This is a genomic window from Stomatobaculum sp. (assembly GCF_057248925.1).
In genome coordinates, this window is the sequence record NZ_DBHIHF010000008.1 from 58,540 (window position 1) to 77,046 (window position 18,507).

The following is an 18,507-nucleotide window of genomic DNA, read 5'->3' on the forward strand; positions in this document are numbered from 1 at the left end:
AAACAAACTTTTGTGGTATGATGCTAACGTTGTAGAACAAAATCCTAGATTCGTGTTCACAGGAGGTAGAGATGGCAAAGAAATGGGTTTATCTTTTCAGCGAGGGCAATGCGGATATGCGTGAGCTCCTCGGCGGCAAGGGCGCAAACCTGGCTGAGATGACCAAGATCGGTCTTCCGGTGCCGCAGGGCTTCACGATTACGACCGAGGCTTGCACACAGTACTATGAGGACGGCCGCGAGATTAACGCGGAGATTCAGTCGCAGATCAATGACTATATTGCGGAGATGGAGAAGATTACCGGCAAGAAGTTCGGTGATAAGGAGAACCCGCTTCTCGTCTCGGTTCGCTCCGGTGCAAGAGCTTCGATGCCGGGCATGATGGACACCATCCTGAACCTCGGCCTCAACGAAGACGTCGTCAAGGTGCTCGCAGAGAAGTCCAATAACCCGCGCTGGGCTTGGGACTGCTACAGAAGATTTATCCAGATGTACTCCGATGTCGTCATGGAAGTCGGCAAGAAGTACTTTGAGGAGCTCATCGACAAGATGAAGGAGGAGCGCGGCGTGAAGCAGGACGTCGAGCTGACCGCGGAGGACCTTCATGAGCTCGCAAACCAGTTCAAGGCAGAGTACAAGGAGAAGCTCGGCCAGGACTTCCCGTCCGACCCGAAGGAGCAGCTGATGGGTGCCATCAAGGCTGTGTTCCGCTCCTGGGACAACCCGCGCGCAAACGTGTACCGCCGCGACAACGATATCCCCTACTCCTGGGGCACGGCTGTCAACGTGCAGTCGATGGCATTCGGTAACATGGGCGATGACTGCGGCACCGGCGTTGCGTTCACGAGAGACCCGGCAACCGGCGAGAAGGGCCTCTTCGGTGAGTTCCTGACCAACGCACAGGGCGAGGACGTCGTCGCAGGCGTTCGCACCCCGATGCACATCAACGAGATGGAGCAGAAGTTCCCGGAGGCATTCAAGCAGTTCGTCGATGTCTGCAAGACCCTCGAGGAGCACTACAGAGACATGCAGGATATGGAGTTCACCGTCGAGCACGGCAAGCTCTACATGCTGCAGACCAGAAACGGCAAGAGAACCGCAAAGGCAGCGCTGAAGATTGCCTGCGATCTTGTCGATGAGGGCATGAGAAGCGAGAAAGAGGCGGTCGCAATGATCGACCCGAGAAACCTCGACACCCTGCTTCACCCGCAGTTTGACCAGAAGGCACTGAAGGCGGCAACCCCGCTCGGCAAGGGCCTCGGCGCATCGCCGGGCGCAGCTTGCGGCAAAGTTGTCTTCACGGCTGAGGACGCAGAGGCTTGGGCAGAGAGAGGCGAGAAGGTCGTCTTGGTCCGCCTGGAGACCTCGCCGGAGGACATCACCGGCATGAAGAGCTCCCAGGGTATCCTCACGGTGCGCGGCGGTATGACTTCCCACGCGGCAGTCGTTGCGCGCGGCATGGGCAAGTGCTGCGTCTCCGGTCTCGGCGACATCGTGATCGACGAGGCGGCGAAGAAGTTCTCGCTCGGCGGCCAGACCTTCCACGAGGGTGACCCGATTTCGATCGACGGCACGACCGGTAATGTCTACGCGGGCATTATCCCGACCGTGGACGCTGCGATTGTCGGCGAGTTCGGCCGCATCATGGCTTGGGCTGACAAGTACAGAAAGCTGAAGGTCAGAACCAACGCGGATACGCCGACCGACGCGAAGAAGGCAAGAGAACTCGGCGCAGAGGGCATCGGCCTTTGCCGCACGGAGCACATGTTCTTCGATCCGGAGCGCATTGCGGCATTCCGCGAGATGATCTGCTCCGATACGCTCGAGGAGAGAGAAGAGGCACTCGCAAAGATTCTGCCGTATCAGCAGAAGGACTTCGAGGGCATTTACGAGGCAATGGAGGGCAACCCGGTCACAATTCGTTTCCTGGATCCGCCGCTGCACGAGTTTGTCCCGACCGAGGAGGCTGAGATCAAGAAGCTCGCAGACGCTAAGAAGAAGAGCGTCCAGGAGATTAAGGACATCATCGCTTCCCTGCACGAGTTCAACCCGATGATGGGTCACAGAGGCTGCCGCCTTGCAGTCACCTATCCGGAAATCGCAGCAATGCAGACCAAGGCTGTGATTCGCGCGGCAATCGCGGTGCAGAAGAGACATCCGGAGTGGAACATGGTTCCGGAAATCATGATTCCGCTTGTCTCCGAGGACAAGGAGCTCAAGTTCGTCAAGAAGGTCGTTGTCGAGACCGCGGATGCGGAGATCAAGGCAGCGGGTTCCGATCTCAAGTACGAGGTTGGTACGATGATTGAGATCCCGAGAGCTTGCCTCACGGCAGATGCAATCGCAAAGGATGCGGACTTCTTCTGCTTCGGTACGAACGACCTCACGCAGATGACCTTCGGCTTCTCGCGCGATGACGCAGGCAAGTTCCTGAACGCTTACTACGACACGAAGATCTTCGAGAACGATCCGTTTGCGAAGCTCGACCAGGTCGGCGTGGGCAAGCTCATGAAGATGGCAATCGATCTCGGTCGCCCGGTGAACAAGTCCCTGCACATCGGTATCTGCGGTGAGCACGGCGGCGATCCGTCCTCCGTTGAGTTCTGCGATGAGATCGGCCTTGACTATGTTTCCTGCTCGCCGTTCCGCGTGCCGGTCGCAAGACTTGCGGCTGCACAGGCGGCAATCAAGAGAGGTTGAGACTCGGCCTGCAAAGGCTGAGCGCTAACAGATAAGCCCGGACAGAAAGAGTCCCCGCCGTTTCCCTCACGGGGCGGCGGGGGCTTTTGTGTTGCGGGGAAAGGGAGCCAAGATGTACGAGAGCTATTATCAAAAGTACGAGAGCGAGGAACAGGAAGTTCTGGTGCTCATTCAGAGATGCCTCGGCGCGGGTTACTATAAAGAGGGAAATTTCTGGGATATGACGGCAATTTCGCTCGGCATGGTTTTTCCGGACGGGAGCTGTGTGATTCGAGAAGGCAGAGTCGAGTGGCCGCTCAGCGAGGAGGAGAGGAACGGAGAGTACGGCTGGGGGCGCCTTGCAAGAGGACAGATTTGCCGTCTCAAGCTGCGCCGCATGAAGCCGAGTGCGGTGCCGGAGCACACCACGCCGGAAAAGTTCAATGCCTGGCTGCTGGTCGAGGTACTGGAGCCCGCGGTTTCCTGTCCGGAACTCGAGGCTTATTGGGAGGAATACCAAAAGCCGGTTGAACTGAACGACGAAGTGCTCGGCAAGCTCACGCTGAACCGGGAGCTCGACTGGCTGGAGGGCGAAATCCCCTGGGGCGACGGGCGCATGAGCCTCTCCCTCGAAATCGACACGGACGATACGGAGACCTGGGACAAGGTGCGGGCCTTTGCGCGTAAGCTTGCCACGGATGCCGCGCACTGGGACAGCGAGCTTCGCCGCTTTGCGGCCAAGGAACTCACCGAGCTCGCGAACGACTGGCAGTCGAGCGATGAGGAGAACGAGAACGCCCCGGAACTCACGGAAGAGGACTTCATGCGGCGCATACAGCCGGAGAGCCTGGTGCTAAGTTGGGACGGAAATCTGGTCGCCTACTATGACGACGACGATCTCTTCTTCGGCCATGTGATCGAAATATCCGGAACCGAGAGCGAGGGACTGAAGTACGCGAACATCGCGGGCTGAGCGGAGGGCATCATGACAGAGCGGATCACAGAGGAGAACAGAGCGTATATCAAAGGGCTTCGCGTGAGCGATGTGCCCTGGCAGAGGCTCACGACGGTTTACGGCAGAGCGACCGCCTTTCCGGAGTACTTTGCCGTTCTGGAAGAGATGCGGGATGCGGACGGTGTCCGAGAGGCATTTGAGGAACTCGGCTACAATGTGGAGCACCAGGATACCCTCTGGCACGCGACGCCGTTTGCGAGCGTGTTTCTCGCGCGCATTTTGGGAAAGGCGCTCCGGGAGAGCGCCGAAAACCCCGTGGCGGCCTATCTGGCGGGACAGCTCACGGAACTCTTTGACTGCCTGCTTGGCTGCTATCATCTCGGCGATACCATGGAGCACGCGGCGCCGCTGCCGCGCTTTGCGGACCTCCTCCTGGAAGAGTATCTCTGGTCGGAAGAGTACAATGAAGAGGCGGATGAACTTCGCTACGAGGACGAGGATGTCTTCCCGGATGCGCTCTTTTACAGCTTTTACTATTATACTTGGCAGGCCGTACTCGCAGAGCGAGAGGAGATTGAGGCTGCGAGAACACCGGCCTTGGAAGCAGCGCTCTCGAAGGTCTTGGAGGCGCTGTGAGCAGACTCCTTTGGGACGAAGTATCTGCGCTCTGGAACGGAGAGGTCTTTGCCTGCGGGACGAGACTCTGTATTGAGATACCGTATGCCGGACAGACGCTCACCATCAGTCGGGGCGGCGACAGCGCGGAAGAACCTCCTTCGCGCGACTTGCGCTTTTGGCGGCGGCTCAAAGAGGAACTTGAGGCGCTGGACCGGAAGGCGCGGGAAGTTCTGCGTCACAGCTTTCCTGCGGAGAAGATTGCGGCGCTTCCGCTGACGGAGCTCGCGCTGGATCAGGATGAGAGCTACGGCGTTTTTGCGCTGGGCTATGATGCCGGAGATACGCCTGCGGGGCGGCTCTATCTCTTCGTGCCCTTTGACGAAGGCTTTCAACCCTGCGGCGAGCCGATTTGCGAGCTTTGCTGAAACCGCGTCGCTTTGAAGCGCTGCGGAGGAACGCAGTGCCGCATGGACGGGAGCTGCGTTTGACGGAAGAAAAAGCACGAAACGAAAAGAAATACGAAACAAAAAAGCTAAAATCGCGCGGCGACAGAGGCCTGTGCCGCGAGGTAAAACGGAGACAGCCTGTATGGAAGAGAAGAAGGAAAAGCCCTCGGAACTCGCCGAGGCGATGATGAAGTACTTGGATTGCGAATGCCGCTATTTTCCGCCCATGCCGGATGATACGGAACTGTGTGCGGCCTACTTTGATGCGCTGCGCGGCGCAGCGGACGGAGGCTATGTGCCCATGCTCATCAAGGTGGATGAGGTACTCTGGGAGTGCCTCATCATGAATTCCGACCCGGATTCCGACGGGGAGGACGACTATTCCTTTGACGCAACGAAGGTGGCGGCGTACCGGAGAGAGCAGCTCTCGCGCGAACTTCCGGACGGACGGGAAATCCTAAAGGGCTACCTTGCCGATCGGAAGGAAGAGGCCGAGGACGATGAGATCGACTGGAACAGTGAAATTGTCGGTGCGGTAGAGGGCGGCGAGGAAATCGACTGCTTTGCCGCTTACCGGGACTATCGGAGCGAGGAGACTGCGCCGGTAATACTCGCAAAGATTCCGGTGAAACATGCCTTTGAGGTCTTTGCCTATCTGCCCTTCGGCGGCTGGAACGATTGCCCGGGCACAGAGGAGCTCATGGCGGTCACGAAGTACTGGGCGGAGCAGTACGGCGCTTGGCCGAGTACCATGTCGCACGACGAGCTAGAGTTCTTCCTTCCGGCACCGGTGCCGGAGAACAGGGCTTTGGAGCTTGCAATCGAACACTACGGCTTCTGCCCGGATATCGATCAGGGCGTCCACCCGCTCGGCGCGCTGGCGGACAGCCTTAAGCGCTCTAGAATCTGGTATTTCTGGTGGGATTAAAGAAGGAAGTAAAAGTAGGAAAATGAAAGGACGCGGATGAACTTACAAGTGCAAGGTTTTTTGCCGCCGCCGTGGCTCGCCTATCCCGAATATGAGCGCTACAGTCTCGGCTTTCGCATGGGCAGCGGCGAAGATTACCTGGACCGCTTTGTAGCATGGTTTGAGGCGCTCGGAGAAAAGGAGCGGGAAGCATACCGTGCGCGCTTCCCGGAGCCCTTCACCTGGGCCGGCTGGTGGGACGATGAGGATAGGGCAGTGTACCTTGAGCGGGGGGACTTTTGCCTCGCGACTCGAAACCCGGACGGCGCGCCTAAGTACACGCGGGCGCAGCTCGGAAAACAGAAGCTTGCCGGGAAAAAGCAAAAGTACTGCTTCTTTTGGGGACATCAGCCCGCGAAGGACGGAAGCGTGACGAAGAGCGCGTTCAGCCAGTGGTGGAAGGCGGAGTTTTACGGCGAAGGCGAGCGCTTTATCTCCGCCGAACAGTATATGATGGCGAAGAAAGCCGAGCTCTTTGGCGATGCCGAACACAGGGCAGAGATACTCTCCGCAAGAGATCCGAAGCGCATCAAGGCGCTCGGCAGAGAGGTGAGAGGCTTTGAGGAGGCGGTCTGGCAGCGCTTTCGCTACGCCATCGTACTGAACGGGAACTGGCTCAAATTCAGTCAGAACCCGGAGCTCCGCGACTTTCTGCTCTCGACCGGAGATAAGGTATTGGTCGAGGCCAGCCCCTACGACCGCGTCTGGGGCATAGGCCTTGCGGAGTGTGAGGAGGCAGCGGAAAATCCGCTCAAGTGGAAGGGAGATAATCTGCTCGGCTTTGCGCTGACAGAAGTCCGGGAGGAGTTAAGACGGGTCACGGCGCAGGAAGCGCTCTGTGATTTCAAACTTGTCTGAGAAAAGGAGAAGAGCATGGATCTGTTACAGCAGTGTGCGCAGTGGTTTGAGAACGAGGAGCACCAAAAAATAGTCGATGCGATTGAGGCGCTTCCGGAGGAGGAGAGAACGCCGGAACTCGACAGCGAGCTTGCGCGCGCTTATAACAACGTGGCGGAGGCAACGGATCGCAGGCTGTTTCGGAAGGCGGTTGCGCTCTTAAAGCGCCACGAAGCCTATTTTGAAGGCGATCACCGCTGGAATTTCCGCCTGGGCTACGCCTATTACTATCTGGATCAGGAGGGACGGGCGTTACATCACTTCCGCGAGGCGCTTGCCGCACTTCCCGGCGATGAGGACACACAGAATTTCATTGACGACTGCGAGCGCCGCATCTCGCTGCCGCGCTTTGCCGAAAACTTTCGCGAGAGAACGGAAAGCGTGTGGAAGCGCTTTGCCGCGGAAGAGGCGGAGCTTCGACGCATCATGGATGAGGACACGGAACATGTGCGCGGCGATGAGCTGATTGAGAAATGCGGTGACATCCTGCGCGAGGCCCTTGAGAATCAGGCCTTTGAACTCGGCTTTAACGGCGAAAAATATGAACTCATCCTGACCCCTGAGGGCAGCATCGAAGTGCTCCTCGAGGACTGCTATTTTCAGCGCCATGTGCCCGAGGCGGTGACGGAACACTGGAATATCCTGGTCGGACGGCAGCGCATGAGCGGTCTCGCGCTCGATGCGGGCGAGGGACCCATTCGCGGCGAGGACATACAGGTTTGGATTGAGGCGGGAAAGGACGACCGCTACGGGGTCAAGCTCTACTGCGAGAAGCTGCTCCCCCTTCTTACGGAAGATGAGGGAAGAGTCTGGTGGCTCTTAACGACGCTCACGGATCAGCTGCTCGGCGAACTCGTCAATATGCGCTACATCCGCAGCTTTGATGTGCTGAAGGCGCCCGCGGCGGGTAAGCCCTGCCTGCTCTCCGAACTTCCGGAAGAACTCGAGCGGCGCGGTGCCAAACTCGATATCACGGCGGAGGAGGTCATTGCGGAAAATTACACCTTTTACAGCTTAGATCCGAGCGAGGACCCGAATGCCGACTACCGGCTCGACACCATTTCCGGTTTCAGTCTCTGCCCGACTCTGGTCAGCGAGTACCTGCAGGGGGAGGACCGCATGGTCAATGAGCTGCAGGCAGACGGTGCGGTGGCCGGCTTCTTCATCTACCCGCTCGCCGGGTTCCGCGGAGAAAAGCGCTCGGAGGAAATCCTGACGCTCCGGGATAAGGCAAAGGCGCATATGGAGACGCCCGAGGGCGCGGCGTGCTGCAGTTTCATCGGCGGCGCAACCGGCATCTTCTGCGGCTATCTCGATTTCATCGCCTGGGATTTCGATGCGACCGTGCGCTGCATGCGTGCTTTCTTTGAAGAGGAGGGGTTACCGTGGCTTGCGGCCCGGGTGTTCCGCAGGGAGGCGCATCCGCTCAGCATCTATGACAAGCAGGAGCGGGAGGACTGAGGTGACTTGACGCGCGCGGCGCGCTGTGCTATTTTGTTAGTCAATGGAAACAGAACCGGAGCCGGTCTCACGGCTTCGGTTTTTTGAAATCAGAAAGAGGAGGTTGCATGAAACAGGAGAGGCACGAGCTTGGCAAATCGAGCGAAGACTATCTGGAGAGCATACTCCGCATCATCCGGGAGAAGGGCGCCTGCCGCCCCACTGACATCGCAGAGCTCATGAACTTTTCAAAGCCGAGTGTCTCGGTCGCGCTGAAAAAACTCGAGGAGGAGGGCTACATTCACCGCGAGGATTGGCGCATTCAGCTCACTGAGGCAGGGGAGCAGGCGGCGGCGCAGACATTCGAGAAGCATGAGTTCTTCCGCCAACTCTTCGAGTCCATCGGCATTGCGCCGGAGGTCGCCGAAGAGGAGGCCTGCTTGGTCGAGCATGTGATCAGCGAGGACAGTTTTCACAAGATGCAGGCGCACTGGGGCAAGAAACAGGACGTCTGAGCGAGGAGATACCCGCGCATGCAAGGTGCGCGGGTATTGTTATATGGAAAGGAGTTATATGGAGGCAACATTGCGGGATAAAGAGGGATTTATCTGCGACATGGACGGCGTGATTTACCACGGCAACCGGATTCTGCCGGGCGTGCGGGAATTTGTGGAGTGGATGCTCCGTGAGGACAAGCATTTTTTGTTCCTCACGAATTCGAGCCAGTACACGCCGAAGGAGCTGCAGCAGAAACTGGAACGCATGGGACTCGAGGTCGACGAGTCGCATTTTTACACAAGTGCGCTTGCGACTGCGCATTTCTTAAACAGGCAGGCGCCCGGCTGCTCCGCCTATGTGGTCGGCGAGCACGGCGTCTTGAATGCGCTCTATGACAAGGGCATCACCTATAACGATGTGAACCCGGACTATGTGGTGGTCGGTGAGTCCTCTTCCTATAATCTGGATCAGATCACCAAGGCGATACGTCTTGTCAACGCGGGCGCCAAGCTGATCGGCACGAACTATGACCTGACCGGACCGACCGAGAGCGGCATTGCGCCCGCCTGCCGCGCGCTGATTGCGCCGATTGAGCTCGCGACCGGCAAGCAGGCCTATTTTGTGGGCAAGCCGAATCCCCTGATGATGCGGACAGGGCTCCGTCTGCTCGGCGTCCACTCGGAAAACGCGGTCATGATCGGTGACCGCATGGACACTGATGTGATTGCCGGAATTGAGACCGGACTCACGACGGTACTGGTGCTCTCCGGGGTCACGACGCGAGAGGAGTGTGAGCAGTATCCGTATCGACCGAACTACATTCTGAACGGCGTCGGCGAGGTGATGGAACATTGAATTCAAAAGAGAGAGCAGAGAGCGGTCTCCGCATTCTGCTGGTGGCAAGCTTAATTTACAGTTACAGTTATATCGATGCGATTCTCGCCCTCCTCGCCGAGGGCGGGCTCGCGTTTCTCGGCGTCTCGTGGGATTATCTCGACGCCAATCAGAACCTCGGCTATGTCTGCTCGGCGCTTATGCTTTGCCTTGTTTACAGCGGACTTCTGAAATTCGTCAAGCGGAACTACGAGGAGAGACCGGCGACGCTCAAACTGCACCCGGTCAGCGGGGCCCTGCAAATGTTGCTCATCGGTCTCGGCGTCGGCGGGGTCTCGCTGCTCTGGCTGAACTTCGCGGAGCTCATCCAGAAATCGATTCCGGCACTGCAGGCGAGTTATGAGACCTTTAACACGGAGATGGGCGCCTTCGAGAACGGCGATTATATCTGGATGCTCCTCGAGGTCTCGATTATCGGCCCGATGGTCGAAGAGCTTTTGTTCCGCGGCCTTGTCTTTCATCTCGTAGAGCGAGATACCGGGAAAGAGGGCGCCGCGATTTTTATCTCGGCATTGCTCTTTGGTATCTGGCACGGCATTTTTGTGCAGGGGGTCTACACCTTCCTGATCGGTCTGGTGCTCGGCTACCTCTATGCGAAGACGCGAAACATCATCTGGCCGTATCTCGTGCATTTTGTCAACAACTTTTCGGGGACCCTGCCGCCCGGCTTTGACGGCGAAACGGCGACGGCTCTCGTGAATCTCGCCTCCCTGCTTTGCGTTCCGGTATTGCTGTTTCTTCTGTTGCGTATGCGAAAAAGAACAAAGCAAAGCGAAAAGCCGTTGCCATAGCAACGGATGAAAGCGTTTCGGCGTGATACCATAAATCCTGTCAGTAAGAGCAAACAACAGGGCGGACGCCCTGAGAACGACAGGAGGATATCAATGGACGCTAAAATGTTTTGTTATCAGTGTCAGGAGACTGCGGGCAACAAGGGTTGCACCGTACAGGGTGTCTGCGGCAAGAAGTTTGATGTCGCGAGAGCGCAGGATCTTCTGATTTATGTGACCAAGGGTCTCTCGGCAGTCACGACCGCTCTCAGAGCAGAGGGCAAGCCGGTTGCGGCCGAGGTCAATCACCTCGTATCGATGAACCTCTTCATTACGATTACGAACGCAAACTTCGATCGCAAGGCGATTGAGAAGCGCATCACGGATACGCTCGCATGTCGCGACGCACTCCGCAAGGAGCTTTCCGATGCTTCGAAGCTTCCGCTCGCTGCGACCGAGGAGATTCCGGAGAGCGCTTATCCGGAGAGAGCGGCGGAAGTCGGTGTTCTCGCAACCGAGAACGAGGATGTGAGATCCCTTCGCGAGCTCATCACCTACGGACTCAAAGGTCTGTCGGCTTACACGAAGCATGCCAATGCTCTGCTTCGCGAGAACGAAGAGGTGGATCGTTTCCTGCAGGAAGCACTCGCAAAGACACTGGACGACAGCCTCACGGTCGACGATCTCGTCGCGCTGACCCTGGAGACCGGTAAGTACGGTGTCGAGGGTATGGCGCTCCTCGACGGTGCAAACACCGGCGCTTACGGCAACCCGGAGATCACCGAGGTCAACATCGGTGTCCGCAAGAATCCGGGCATCCTGATTTCGGGTCACGACCTGAAGGATCTCGAGATGCTGCTTGACCAGACCCAGGACACCGGTGTCGATGTCTACACGCACTCCGAGATGCTCCCGGCACACTACTATCCGTTCTTCAAGAAGTATCCGAACTTTGCGGGCAACTACGGCAACGCTTGGTGGAAGCAGAAGGAAGAGTTCGAGACGTTCAACGGCCCGATTCTTATGACCACGAACTGCCTGGTTCCGCCGAAGGACAGCTATAAGGACAGAGTCTGGACCACGGGTTGCGTCGGCTTCCCGGGCTTAAAGCACATCGATGCGCCCTACGGTCAGGTTAAGGATTTCAGCCCGATCATCGAGCAGGCAAAGCAGTGCCCGCCGCCGACCGAGATTGAGACCGGTAAGATTGTCGGCGGTTTCGCACACGCACAGGTCTTCGCACTCGCCGATAAGGTGGTCGATGCGGTGAAGAGCGGTGCCATCACGAAGTTCGTCGTCATGGCAGGTTGCGACGGCAGAGCAAAGAGTCGCGACTACTACACGGAGTTCGCAAAGGCACTGCCGAAGGGCGCTGTGATTCTGACCGCGGGCTGCGCGAAGTATAAGTACAACAAGCTGGATCTCGGCGACATCAACGGCATTCCGCGCGTGCTCGACGCAGGTCAGTGCAACGACTCCTATTCTCTGGCGGTTATTGCGCTCAAGCTGAAGGAGATCTTCGGACTTGACGATGTGAACAAGCTTCCGCTTGCTTACAACATCGCTTGGTACGAGCAGAAGGCAGTCATCGTGCTCCTTGCGCTCCTCTATCTCGGCGTGAAGAATATCCACCTCGGACCGACACTGCCGGCCTTCCTCTCCCCGAATGTCGCAAACGTTCTGGTCAACAACTTCGGCATTGCCGGCATCGGCTCCGTCGAGGACGACATCGAGCTCTTCTTCGGCAAGGAAGCATAAGAAAAGCGCAGAACCCGGAGTACCGGATTCACATATTTTACCTACCCTCGATGAGAGGCGGCGGACCCAGTGTCCGCCGCCTTTTTCGCTGCCCTTCGGCGTGTAGCGCAGCGGAGTAAGGCGGTGTTCGGAGAGACAGCGGAATCGGGTGGCGCAGAGGCGCTACGGTGATAAAGCGGCGTGATGCGTGTTTGAAAGCTTGCCGCAAGCGCTTCAAAGAGCGCGAGAGCCGGGAGGCGCGGGTCTTCGATGAAAGCGAGAGGAAGTGAAGCTGCGGAGATGCTTCGCAGAGAGGCGCCGTTCGGCGAAACATAGGGGCAGTCATAGGATAGAAGAAAAAGAAAGCGGAAAAGCTTCCGCGAGATGAGTTAGTTGCCTAGAATATAAATTAGGAATGATTCCTGATATTCTGCTTGCAAGTTTAAAAAGCTGTGGTATAGTAAGTGATGTAGGAATTGTTGAAGAATTTACAATAATTAGAGGAGGATATCATGGCAGACGATAAGAAGATCACGAGCGGCAGCGAAGTGAGCACGAAGTACGCAGGCACCGAGACCGAGAAGAACCTGCAGAAGGCTTATGCCGGCGAGTCGATGGCGAGAACCAAGTATCTGTTCTTCGCTTCCACGGCGCAGAAAGAAGGTTTTCAGCAGATCGGCGCGCTCTTTGAGGAGACCGCAACCAACGAGAATGCGCATGCAAAGATGTGGCTCAAGGAACTGAACGGCATTGCGGATACGGCGACAAACCTCCTCCATGCGGCAGAGGGCGAGAGCTACGAGTGGAACGACATGTATGTCGGCTTCGCGGAGACGGCGGAGAAGGAGGGCTTTAAGGAGCTCGCAGCAAAGTTCCGCATGGTCGCTGCAATCGAGAAGCGCCACGAGGAGAGATACAGAAAGCTCTTAAAGAACGTTGAGATGCAGGAAGTCTTCAAGAAGAGCGAAGTCAAGGTCTGGGTTTGCCGGAACTGCGGTCATGTTGTGGTCGGCACTTCGGCACCGCAGGTATGTCCGACCTGCCAGCACCCGCAGGCATTCTTCGAGATTCTTGCAGAGAACTATTAATCGGGACAGGGCGGATGCGGGACAAGAGCACCGCACCGACAGAAAAAGGAACCGGGAGGCGAAAGCCTTCCGGTTCCTTTTTGCGTTGTGTGAAGCGGCACTTCGGTGTTCAGCCGGTGATAAAAATGCGCGCGCCGATGATGATTAAAATGAGACCGCCGATTACCTTGGCCTGACGATTTAAGACCGCACCGGCCTGTTTTCCGGCGTGGAGCGCGCCGAGACAGAGGATAAAAGTGGTAAGGGCAATTAAGACAGAGGAGAGCAGCGCCTCCGCAGCGCGGTAGGAGGCGAGGGTAAAGCCGACCGAGAGGGCATCGATCGAGGTCGCGATGCCCTGGAGGAGCAGTGCCTTCAGGCCGATGCCGCTGTCCGGCGTCTCCTCCGAGTTGCCGCGAATGCCCTCGAGCGCGAGCTTTCCGCCGATGTAGAGGAGGAGCGCAAGGGAGACAAAGGGCAGAAAGGGATCAATCACGCGAAACAGCGAGAGCAGAAAGGTCACAAAGAACCAGCCGAGCATCGGCATGAGCCACTGAAAAAAGGCAAAGGTTCCGGCAATGCCAAAGCTCTTCTTGCGGGACATGCCGGGATCTTCGAGCCCGTTGGCGACGGAAACCGAGACGGCATCCATTGCGAGTCCGACGCCGAGCAGAATGCTGTTCAGAATAAAAGACGGCTGTATGGTCACAGAGCACCTCCGATGGCAGTGATAAACAGGGACAAAAAAAGAGACCGGTGCACGACAAGCGTGCCTCCCAGTCTCGCGATTTAATCCAAGCCAGGCCGAAGCCATTTTGTTGACTTGAAACGCCGTACCGGCGCTCCCTACTCCCTGCTAAAGCCTGTCCAATTTACCACCGGAATCAGAGGTTAGTCAACCGCAAATATCGAAAGCGTTTGTATCTATTTCCAAACAATAAAAGAAAGTGTATAATAAAATTTAGGCTAAAAAAGAAAAATAACCAGGCAGATGAATAGGAGTGTGCGGCTCGGAATGAAAATCACAAGTTTAACCTGTCCCCACTGCGGCGCGGCGCTGGACTGGGAGGAAGGACAGGACAAGGCAAAGTGCCCTTACTGCGGAACAGCGCTCCGCATCGACCTCTCGGGACCGGATGTCACGGTCAACTTTTACAACGGAGGGCAGAACAATCAGAATCGAGAAGTGGAGCTCTCTGTGTCGCAAAAAATCATAATCGGCGTAGCGACGGTCAGCATCGTTCTGATACCCCTCATCCTGCTCGGCATCAACACCGCTGCCTCGAACGAGGCGGGCAGACACAGTTCGCAGGCAGAGACGACGGCGAGCCGGGTATTTGAGGACTATACGCTCTCCGGCGCGTCGAGTCTCGCGGAACTCAGTGATATCACGGGACTGAAGCACCTGACCATCGAAGATGCGGCGGCGATTTCCGATTTCAGCAGCCTGTCCCGCTTCCCTTATCTGGAGAGCATTACGATTCAGGATGCGCCGCAGCTTACGGACCTAAGCTTTGTCAAAAGTCTGCAGGGTTTACAGAGTCTCTCGCTAAAGAATACCGGCGTGCAGGATATATCGCCGCTCTCCGGCATGAAATCCCTGGTCTCGGTGACCCTGGAAAATAATCGAATCACGGATTTCACGGCACTCGGAAGTGTGCCGTATTTAAAGAATGCGGAGATTCGTGCGGAAGAGGTCACTGGACTGCCGGAACTCACAGGAATGCGATTTCTGGAGAGTTTTACCGTAAACGGAGAGCAAAAAAAATGAATCCGGGTGGGCTTACGCACAGAGTTCGAAGATTTTTTCTTTTCGGTACGCCGCTTCTTTTGAGCGGCGTTTTGCTTGGCGGTTGCGGATCTGTCTCTGCAAAGAAAGCGACTGCGGCCCGGAAAAAAGGCGCGATCACCGTGACGCTGCCGGCTTCCTGGAAGTATATTCCGAAGTATGCCGATACGGTGACGGACCCGGTCTTGCGGAGAGCGTTCGCGGAAGTATTCCGGAAAGATCCGGCTGCGCTGACAGCAGAGGATTATCGGAAGGTGCGGCGCATCCGCTTTCAGACCATCGACTTTTCCCTGCTCCGAATGGAGGTTACGCTCGGAGACGGCAGTGAGAAGCAGGTTTCTATTGTCAGCGGGGGCGAGGGGATTACGGTCGACGGGAACTCGTTTCAGGCTTTCCCGAATCTCGAAGCACTCGATATGTCGGGGCAGCGCTCGTTGCTTCAGGTCACGTTTTCCTCGCAGGAGTACGCAAATACGCTCGCCAATCTGAAGCAGCTCCGCTGTCTTTCTCTGCCGGATCGCGGGAAGTATCCCGGAAGTCCGGCGGGGCTCGCATATCTGGTCGCAAATCCCGACGCAATGGAAGAACTGGGCGGGGTTACGCTCTACGCGACGGCGGATGTCGAAAAGCTTGTGCAAAAGTTCCCGCACTTAAAAAGGTTGCGAATTGTAAAGCGGGAGTCAGGGGTTACGTTGTCCGGATTACAGGGCTTAAAGGCGCTCAGAGCGCTCTATACCCCGCTGCGGTGCGCGGGCAACGAGGACTTACTCACACTCACAGGGGTGCGGGAAATGGAACTCATCGCCTCCGAGGGAAATGACAACATCAAAGATTTCCGTTTTTTGTCGGGGCTCACTGAGCTTCAGAGTCTCACAATCCGCGACGCCGTTGCGCTCCGGAATCTGAACGATATCAAGCCCTTGACAAAGTTGCGGGAACTCCGCCTATCGGGCGCGACACAGCTCACGAGCATAGAGCCGCTCCGGGAACTCACGGTGCTTGAAACGCTGGATCTTGGGGACAGTTTTAACATTGCAGACAGTGCCGCGCTATATGAGCTTCCGCGCCTCAAAAGGCTCAGAATCTCCGACGGCTGGCAGGCAGGGTGTTTCATACCGGATGTGACCCTGCTCCCGGCGCTCGAAGAACTGGAGTGCGGTGCGGAGACGCTCCCGCAGCTTGCCCGCTGCCGAAAACTGAAAAAACTCAAACTCTTTCTCAGTCACTTTGACAGCAAAACGGATTTTTCGGGACTTTCGCGCCTTTCGGAACTCGAGGAACTTGACCTGAATGTCGAGAGCGCTGCGCAGAATACGGAAACGCTCTATGCACTCCGGGAACTGCCGAAGCTTCGAAAAGTTACCTTCTGCTGCAAAGAGGGAACGGTTCCGCTGCATGCCTTTCCGGCGGTCACGGAGCTCACCGTGCTCGGCGAGGAGGGGGCAGGGGGCGGCGGGTCTTCCGAACTTCGCATTCTGGCAGCAACCGGAGAGGATGCCCCCGCCCTCGAGAGACTCTCTGTCTTTGCCTTCGGCGCGGTGCGCTTTGAGGGCTATCGCAGTACGGCACTCCGGGAGCTCTGCCTCGGCGGCTGCGGCATCGATTCGCTCGCCTTTACGGAGGCATTTCCGAATCTCGAGCTGCTGAATATCAGTGACAACCGGGTCGAAGACATCGCGCCGCTGACGGCGCTGCCGAAACTTTGCTATCTCTGCTATACGGACAATGTAATCCGAAATATCGGGCTCTTAAAAGACAGAGGCATTGTTCTGGTCGAATAAATCGAGATGAGGAGGGAGAATGAATCCGACAAAAATTCGCTGCCCGCACTGCGGGAACAGCATATTGGTGAAGCATAGCGGCAAGACGCAATGCAGCGCCTGCGGATCTGTGCTCTATGTCGAAGAACAAGAAAAGTCGGTGCAGATTAATGTGACCGGTCAGGTGAATTACGGCAGGCGAATGTCACCGGAACTCTTTGTCATATCGATGGTTCTCTGCGCGGTTGCGAGTATCTTCTTCATTTTTTTGCCGATGCTGACCCGGAGAACCCGGAAGGCAGAGCCCAAAGAGGTGGCGCACTATGCGACAACGCTGACGGATCCGGTTCTGGTCAGGGCTTTCACGGATGCCTTTGAAAAGGAACCCTCCGCCTGGACCGCGGATGACTATGCAAGCGTCAAAGAGATTTCGTTTCAGATGAAAAGCTGGACGCTGCTCTACCTGGATGTGAGTTTCACGGATGACAGCAAAAAGCGCGTCCCGATTTACCACGACACAGACACCGTAGAACTCGACGGCACGGCTTTTCAGGTGTTCCCGAACCTCGAAGCGCTCCGCGCCGCGAGCGGGAATACGGGAGATGATGTCCGCATCTCTTTTGATTCGACGGAATACACCCCGAATCTCGGCAACTTGAAGAAATTAAAGATCCTATATCTCCCGAACAACGGCGGCTATCAAAAGAGGCCGGACAGACTCGCGGAGCTGGTTGCAGACCCCGGGGCAATCGAAGAACTCGGCGGTGTCGCGCTCACCGAAGCGGCGGATGTCGACGAACTGGCAAAGCGCTTCCCCAATCTGAAGACGTTGTTCATTGACCGGCGCGAGGCGGATATTCCGCTGTCCGGTCTTAGGAACCTCTCGAAGCTCGAAGAACTCGGCACCGATCTGGATACCAAGAGCAACGAAGATCTGCCGGAACTCAGTCAGGTCAAACGAATGCAGCTCAGAGTGCAAACATCCGACGGCTATGTCAAGGATTTGCAGTTTCTGTCGAGTCTCACCCAGCTCGACAGCCTGAGCTTAGCCGGTGCCGATGAAATGAAGAATCTCAATATGATAACACCGCTCACGAACCTGAAAGAGTTAAGGATCTACGGTGGTAGTGCGCTCCGGAGCATTGAGCCGCTTCGCGCGCTCACGGAGCTCCGTGCACTGGAGTTCGAAAACTGTTACGGCATCGAAGACCTGAGCGCCCTGTCCTCGCTCACCAAGTTGCAAAGTCTTCATGTCGCCGATTCGGTCGGACACTTCGCCGCGACGCTGCCGGATTTGAGCACACTTCCCGCACTCGAAGAACTCACGGCCGAGGCCGATATGATCCCGCAGTTTGCAGGCTGTACCGGTCTTAAGAAGCTCACGATCGAGGCCGAGGGGGCAGATGACAGCAATGACTTTTCGCTGCTCGCGGGGCTTAGTAATCTGGAAGAGCTACGGATTGATTGCGGCATCGTGGCGAGTGAGCTTACGAACATCGACAGTCTCGCTGTCCTGCCGAATCTAAAAACCGTGACAATCACCGGCAGAACGGGGCCACTGTCTCTCCGGGCGTTTCCGCATGCGACCGCTATCACGGTCATCATGAACAGTACCGGAACAGCGGCACTCCGGCTTACCTCGGAACTTGACAGCGACAATACCGCGCTCGAGAGCCTCCGGATTTTCGGATACGAAGGCGGGGTACAGCTCGGCGGCTATAACAGCACGGTGCGGGACACAGCGGCGCTTATGCAGCTCTCGCACTGCAAGGCTCTCCGGGAACTCCGGCTGAATCACTGCGGGCTCACGGATCTCGCGTTTGCGAGCGGTCTTCCGAATTTGGAGATTCTGGATGTGAGCGGCAACCGGATTGAAGATGTCTCGCCGCTCACCGACCTCCCGAAGCTTCGCCTGCTTCTCTGCGCGGACAATGCGATCCAAAACATTGCGGTCCTGCGCGGCAGGGATTTGGTGGTGTCAGAATGATTAC

Annotated in this window: 16 protein-coding genes; 15 read left to right on the forward strand and 1 reads right to left on the reverse strand. The window is 57.0% G+C overall.

Translation table 11 applies throughout. From position 1 onward, the window contains the following. Positions 1-71: 71 nt before the first annotated feature. From ppdK to rbr, 12 genes are all read left to right on the forward strand, one after another. Positions 72-2,699 (forward strand): pyruvate, phosphate dikinase, encoded by a 2,628-nt coding sequence (gene ppdK, locus ACO4XG_RS04130; protein ID WP_308508186.1) that lies wholly within the window; start codon positions 72-74, stop codon positions 2,697-2,699. Positions 2,700-2,811: 112 nt separating this feature from the next. Beyond that, the gene (locus ACO4XG_RS04135; protein ID WP_308508185.1) at positions 2,812-3,651 is read left to right on the forward strand and encodes a DUF2262 domain-containing protein; all 840 of its coding nucleotides are present in this window, start codon (positions 2,812-2,814) and stop codon (positions 3,649-3,651) included. Positions 3,652-3,663: 12 nt separating this feature from the next. Next, positions 3,664-4,269, forward strand: coding sequence for a hypothetical protein (locus ACO4XG_RS04140; RefSeq protein ID WP_330670101.1), 606 nt, complete (start codon positions 3,664-3,666; stop codon positions 4,267-4,269). Next, positions 4,266-4,676 carry a hypothetical protein gene (locus tag ACO4XG_RS04145; protein WP_308508184.1) on the forward strand — a complete coding sequence of 137 codons (411 nt, stop codon included), beginning with the start codon at positions 4,266-4,268 and terminating at the stop codon, positions 4,674-4,676. The genes ACO4XG_RS04140 and ACO4XG_RS04145 overlap by 4 nt, the downstream gene beginning before the upstream one ends. A 163-nt stretch (positions 4,677-4,839) precedes the next feature. Next, entirely contained in the window at positions 4,840-5,625 is a 786-nt protein-coding gene (locus tag ACO4XG_RS04150; protein ID WP_308508183.1) for a DUF4253 domain-containing protein, read from the forward strand. Positions 5,626-5,661: 36 nt separating this feature from the next. Further along, entirely contained in the window at positions 5,662-6,522 is an 861-nt protein-coding gene (gene ybiA, locus ACO4XG_RS04155; RefSeq protein WP_308508182.1) for a riboflavin biosynthesis intermediates N-glycosidase, read from the forward strand. A 15-nt stretch (positions 6,523-6,537) separates the two neighbouring features. Then, positions 6,538-8,022, forward strand: coding sequence for a hypothetical protein (locus ACO4XG_RS04160; protein WP_308508181.1), 1,485 nt, complete (start codon positions 6,538-6,540; stop codon positions 8,020-8,022). 107 nt (positions 8,023-8,129) lie between these two features. Next, complete coding sequence (locus tag ACO4XG_RS04165) at positions 8,130-8,516, forward strand: metal-dependent transcriptional regulator (RefSeq protein ID WP_308508180.1); 387 nt, start codon at positions 8,130-8,132, stop codon at positions 8,514-8,516. A 58-nt stretch (positions 8,517-8,574) separates the two neighbouring features. After that, positions 8,575-9,354 carry an HAD-IIA family hydrolase gene (locus tag ACO4XG_RS04170; protein WP_308508179.1) on the forward strand — a complete coding sequence of 260 codons (780 nt, stop codon included), beginning with the start codon at positions 8,575-8,577 and terminating at the stop codon, positions 9,352-9,354. Next, entirely contained in the window at positions 9,351-10,184 is an 834-nt protein-coding gene (locus ACO4XG_RS04175; RefSeq protein ID WP_308508178.1) for a CPBP family intramembrane glutamic endopeptidase, read from the forward strand. Before ACO4XG_RS04170 ends, ACO4XG_RS04175 begins: the two co-directional genes overlap by 4 nt. Positions 10,185-10,277: 93 nt before the next feature. Continuing rightward, a complete protein-coding gene (gene hcp / locus ACO4XG_RS04180; RefSeq protein WP_308508177.1) occupies positions 10,278-11,921 on the forward strand; it encodes a hydroxylamine reductase in 1,644 nt (547 codons plus the stop codon). Between the two features lie 491 nt (positions 11,922-12,412). Further along, the gene (gene rbr, locus ACO4XG_RS04185) at positions 12,413-12,988 is read left to right on the forward strand and encodes a rubrerythrin (protein ID WP_308508176.1); all 576 of its coding nucleotides are present in this window, start codon (positions 12,413-12,415) and stop codon (positions 12,986-12,988) included. 109 nt (positions 12,989-13,097) lie between these two features. Here the strand turns inward: rbr and ACO4XG_RS04190 are convergent, their stop codons facing one another. After that, positions 13,098-13,676 carry a manganese efflux pump MntP gene (locus tag ACO4XG_RS04190; RefSeq protein WP_308508175.1) on the reverse strand — a complete coding sequence of 193 codons (579 nt, stop codon included), beginning with the start codon at positions 13,674-13,676 and terminating at the stop codon, positions 13,098-13,100. 306 nt (positions 13,677-13,982) lie between these two features. Between ACO4XG_RS04190 and ACO4XG_RS04195 the strand changes: the two genes are divergently transcribed. From ACO4XG_RS04195 to ACO4XG_RS04205, 3 genes are read left to right on the forward strand one after another with little or no spacing between them, the layout of a single operon-like run. Further along, on the forward strand, positions 13,983-14,738 hold the full coding sequence (locus ACO4XG_RS04195; protein ID WP_308508174.1) for a leucine-rich repeat domain-containing protein: 756 nt from the start codon (positions 13,983-13,985) through the stop codon (positions 14,736-14,738). Continuing rightward, a complete protein-coding gene (locus ACO4XG_RS04200; protein ID WP_308508173.1) occupies positions 14,735-16,537 on the forward strand; it encodes a leucine-rich repeat domain-containing protein in 1,803 nt (600 codons plus the stop codon). The genes ACO4XG_RS04195 and ACO4XG_RS04200 overlap by 4 nt, the downstream gene beginning before the upstream one ends. A 19-nt stretch (positions 16,538-16,556) precedes the next feature. Further along, on the forward strand, positions 16,557-18,503 hold the full coding sequence (locus ACO4XG_RS04205) for a leucine-rich repeat domain-containing protein (RefSeq protein WP_308508172.1): 1,947 nt from the start codon (positions 16,557-16,559) through the stop codon (positions 18,501-18,503). Positions 18,504-18,507: the final 4 nt, after the last annotated feature.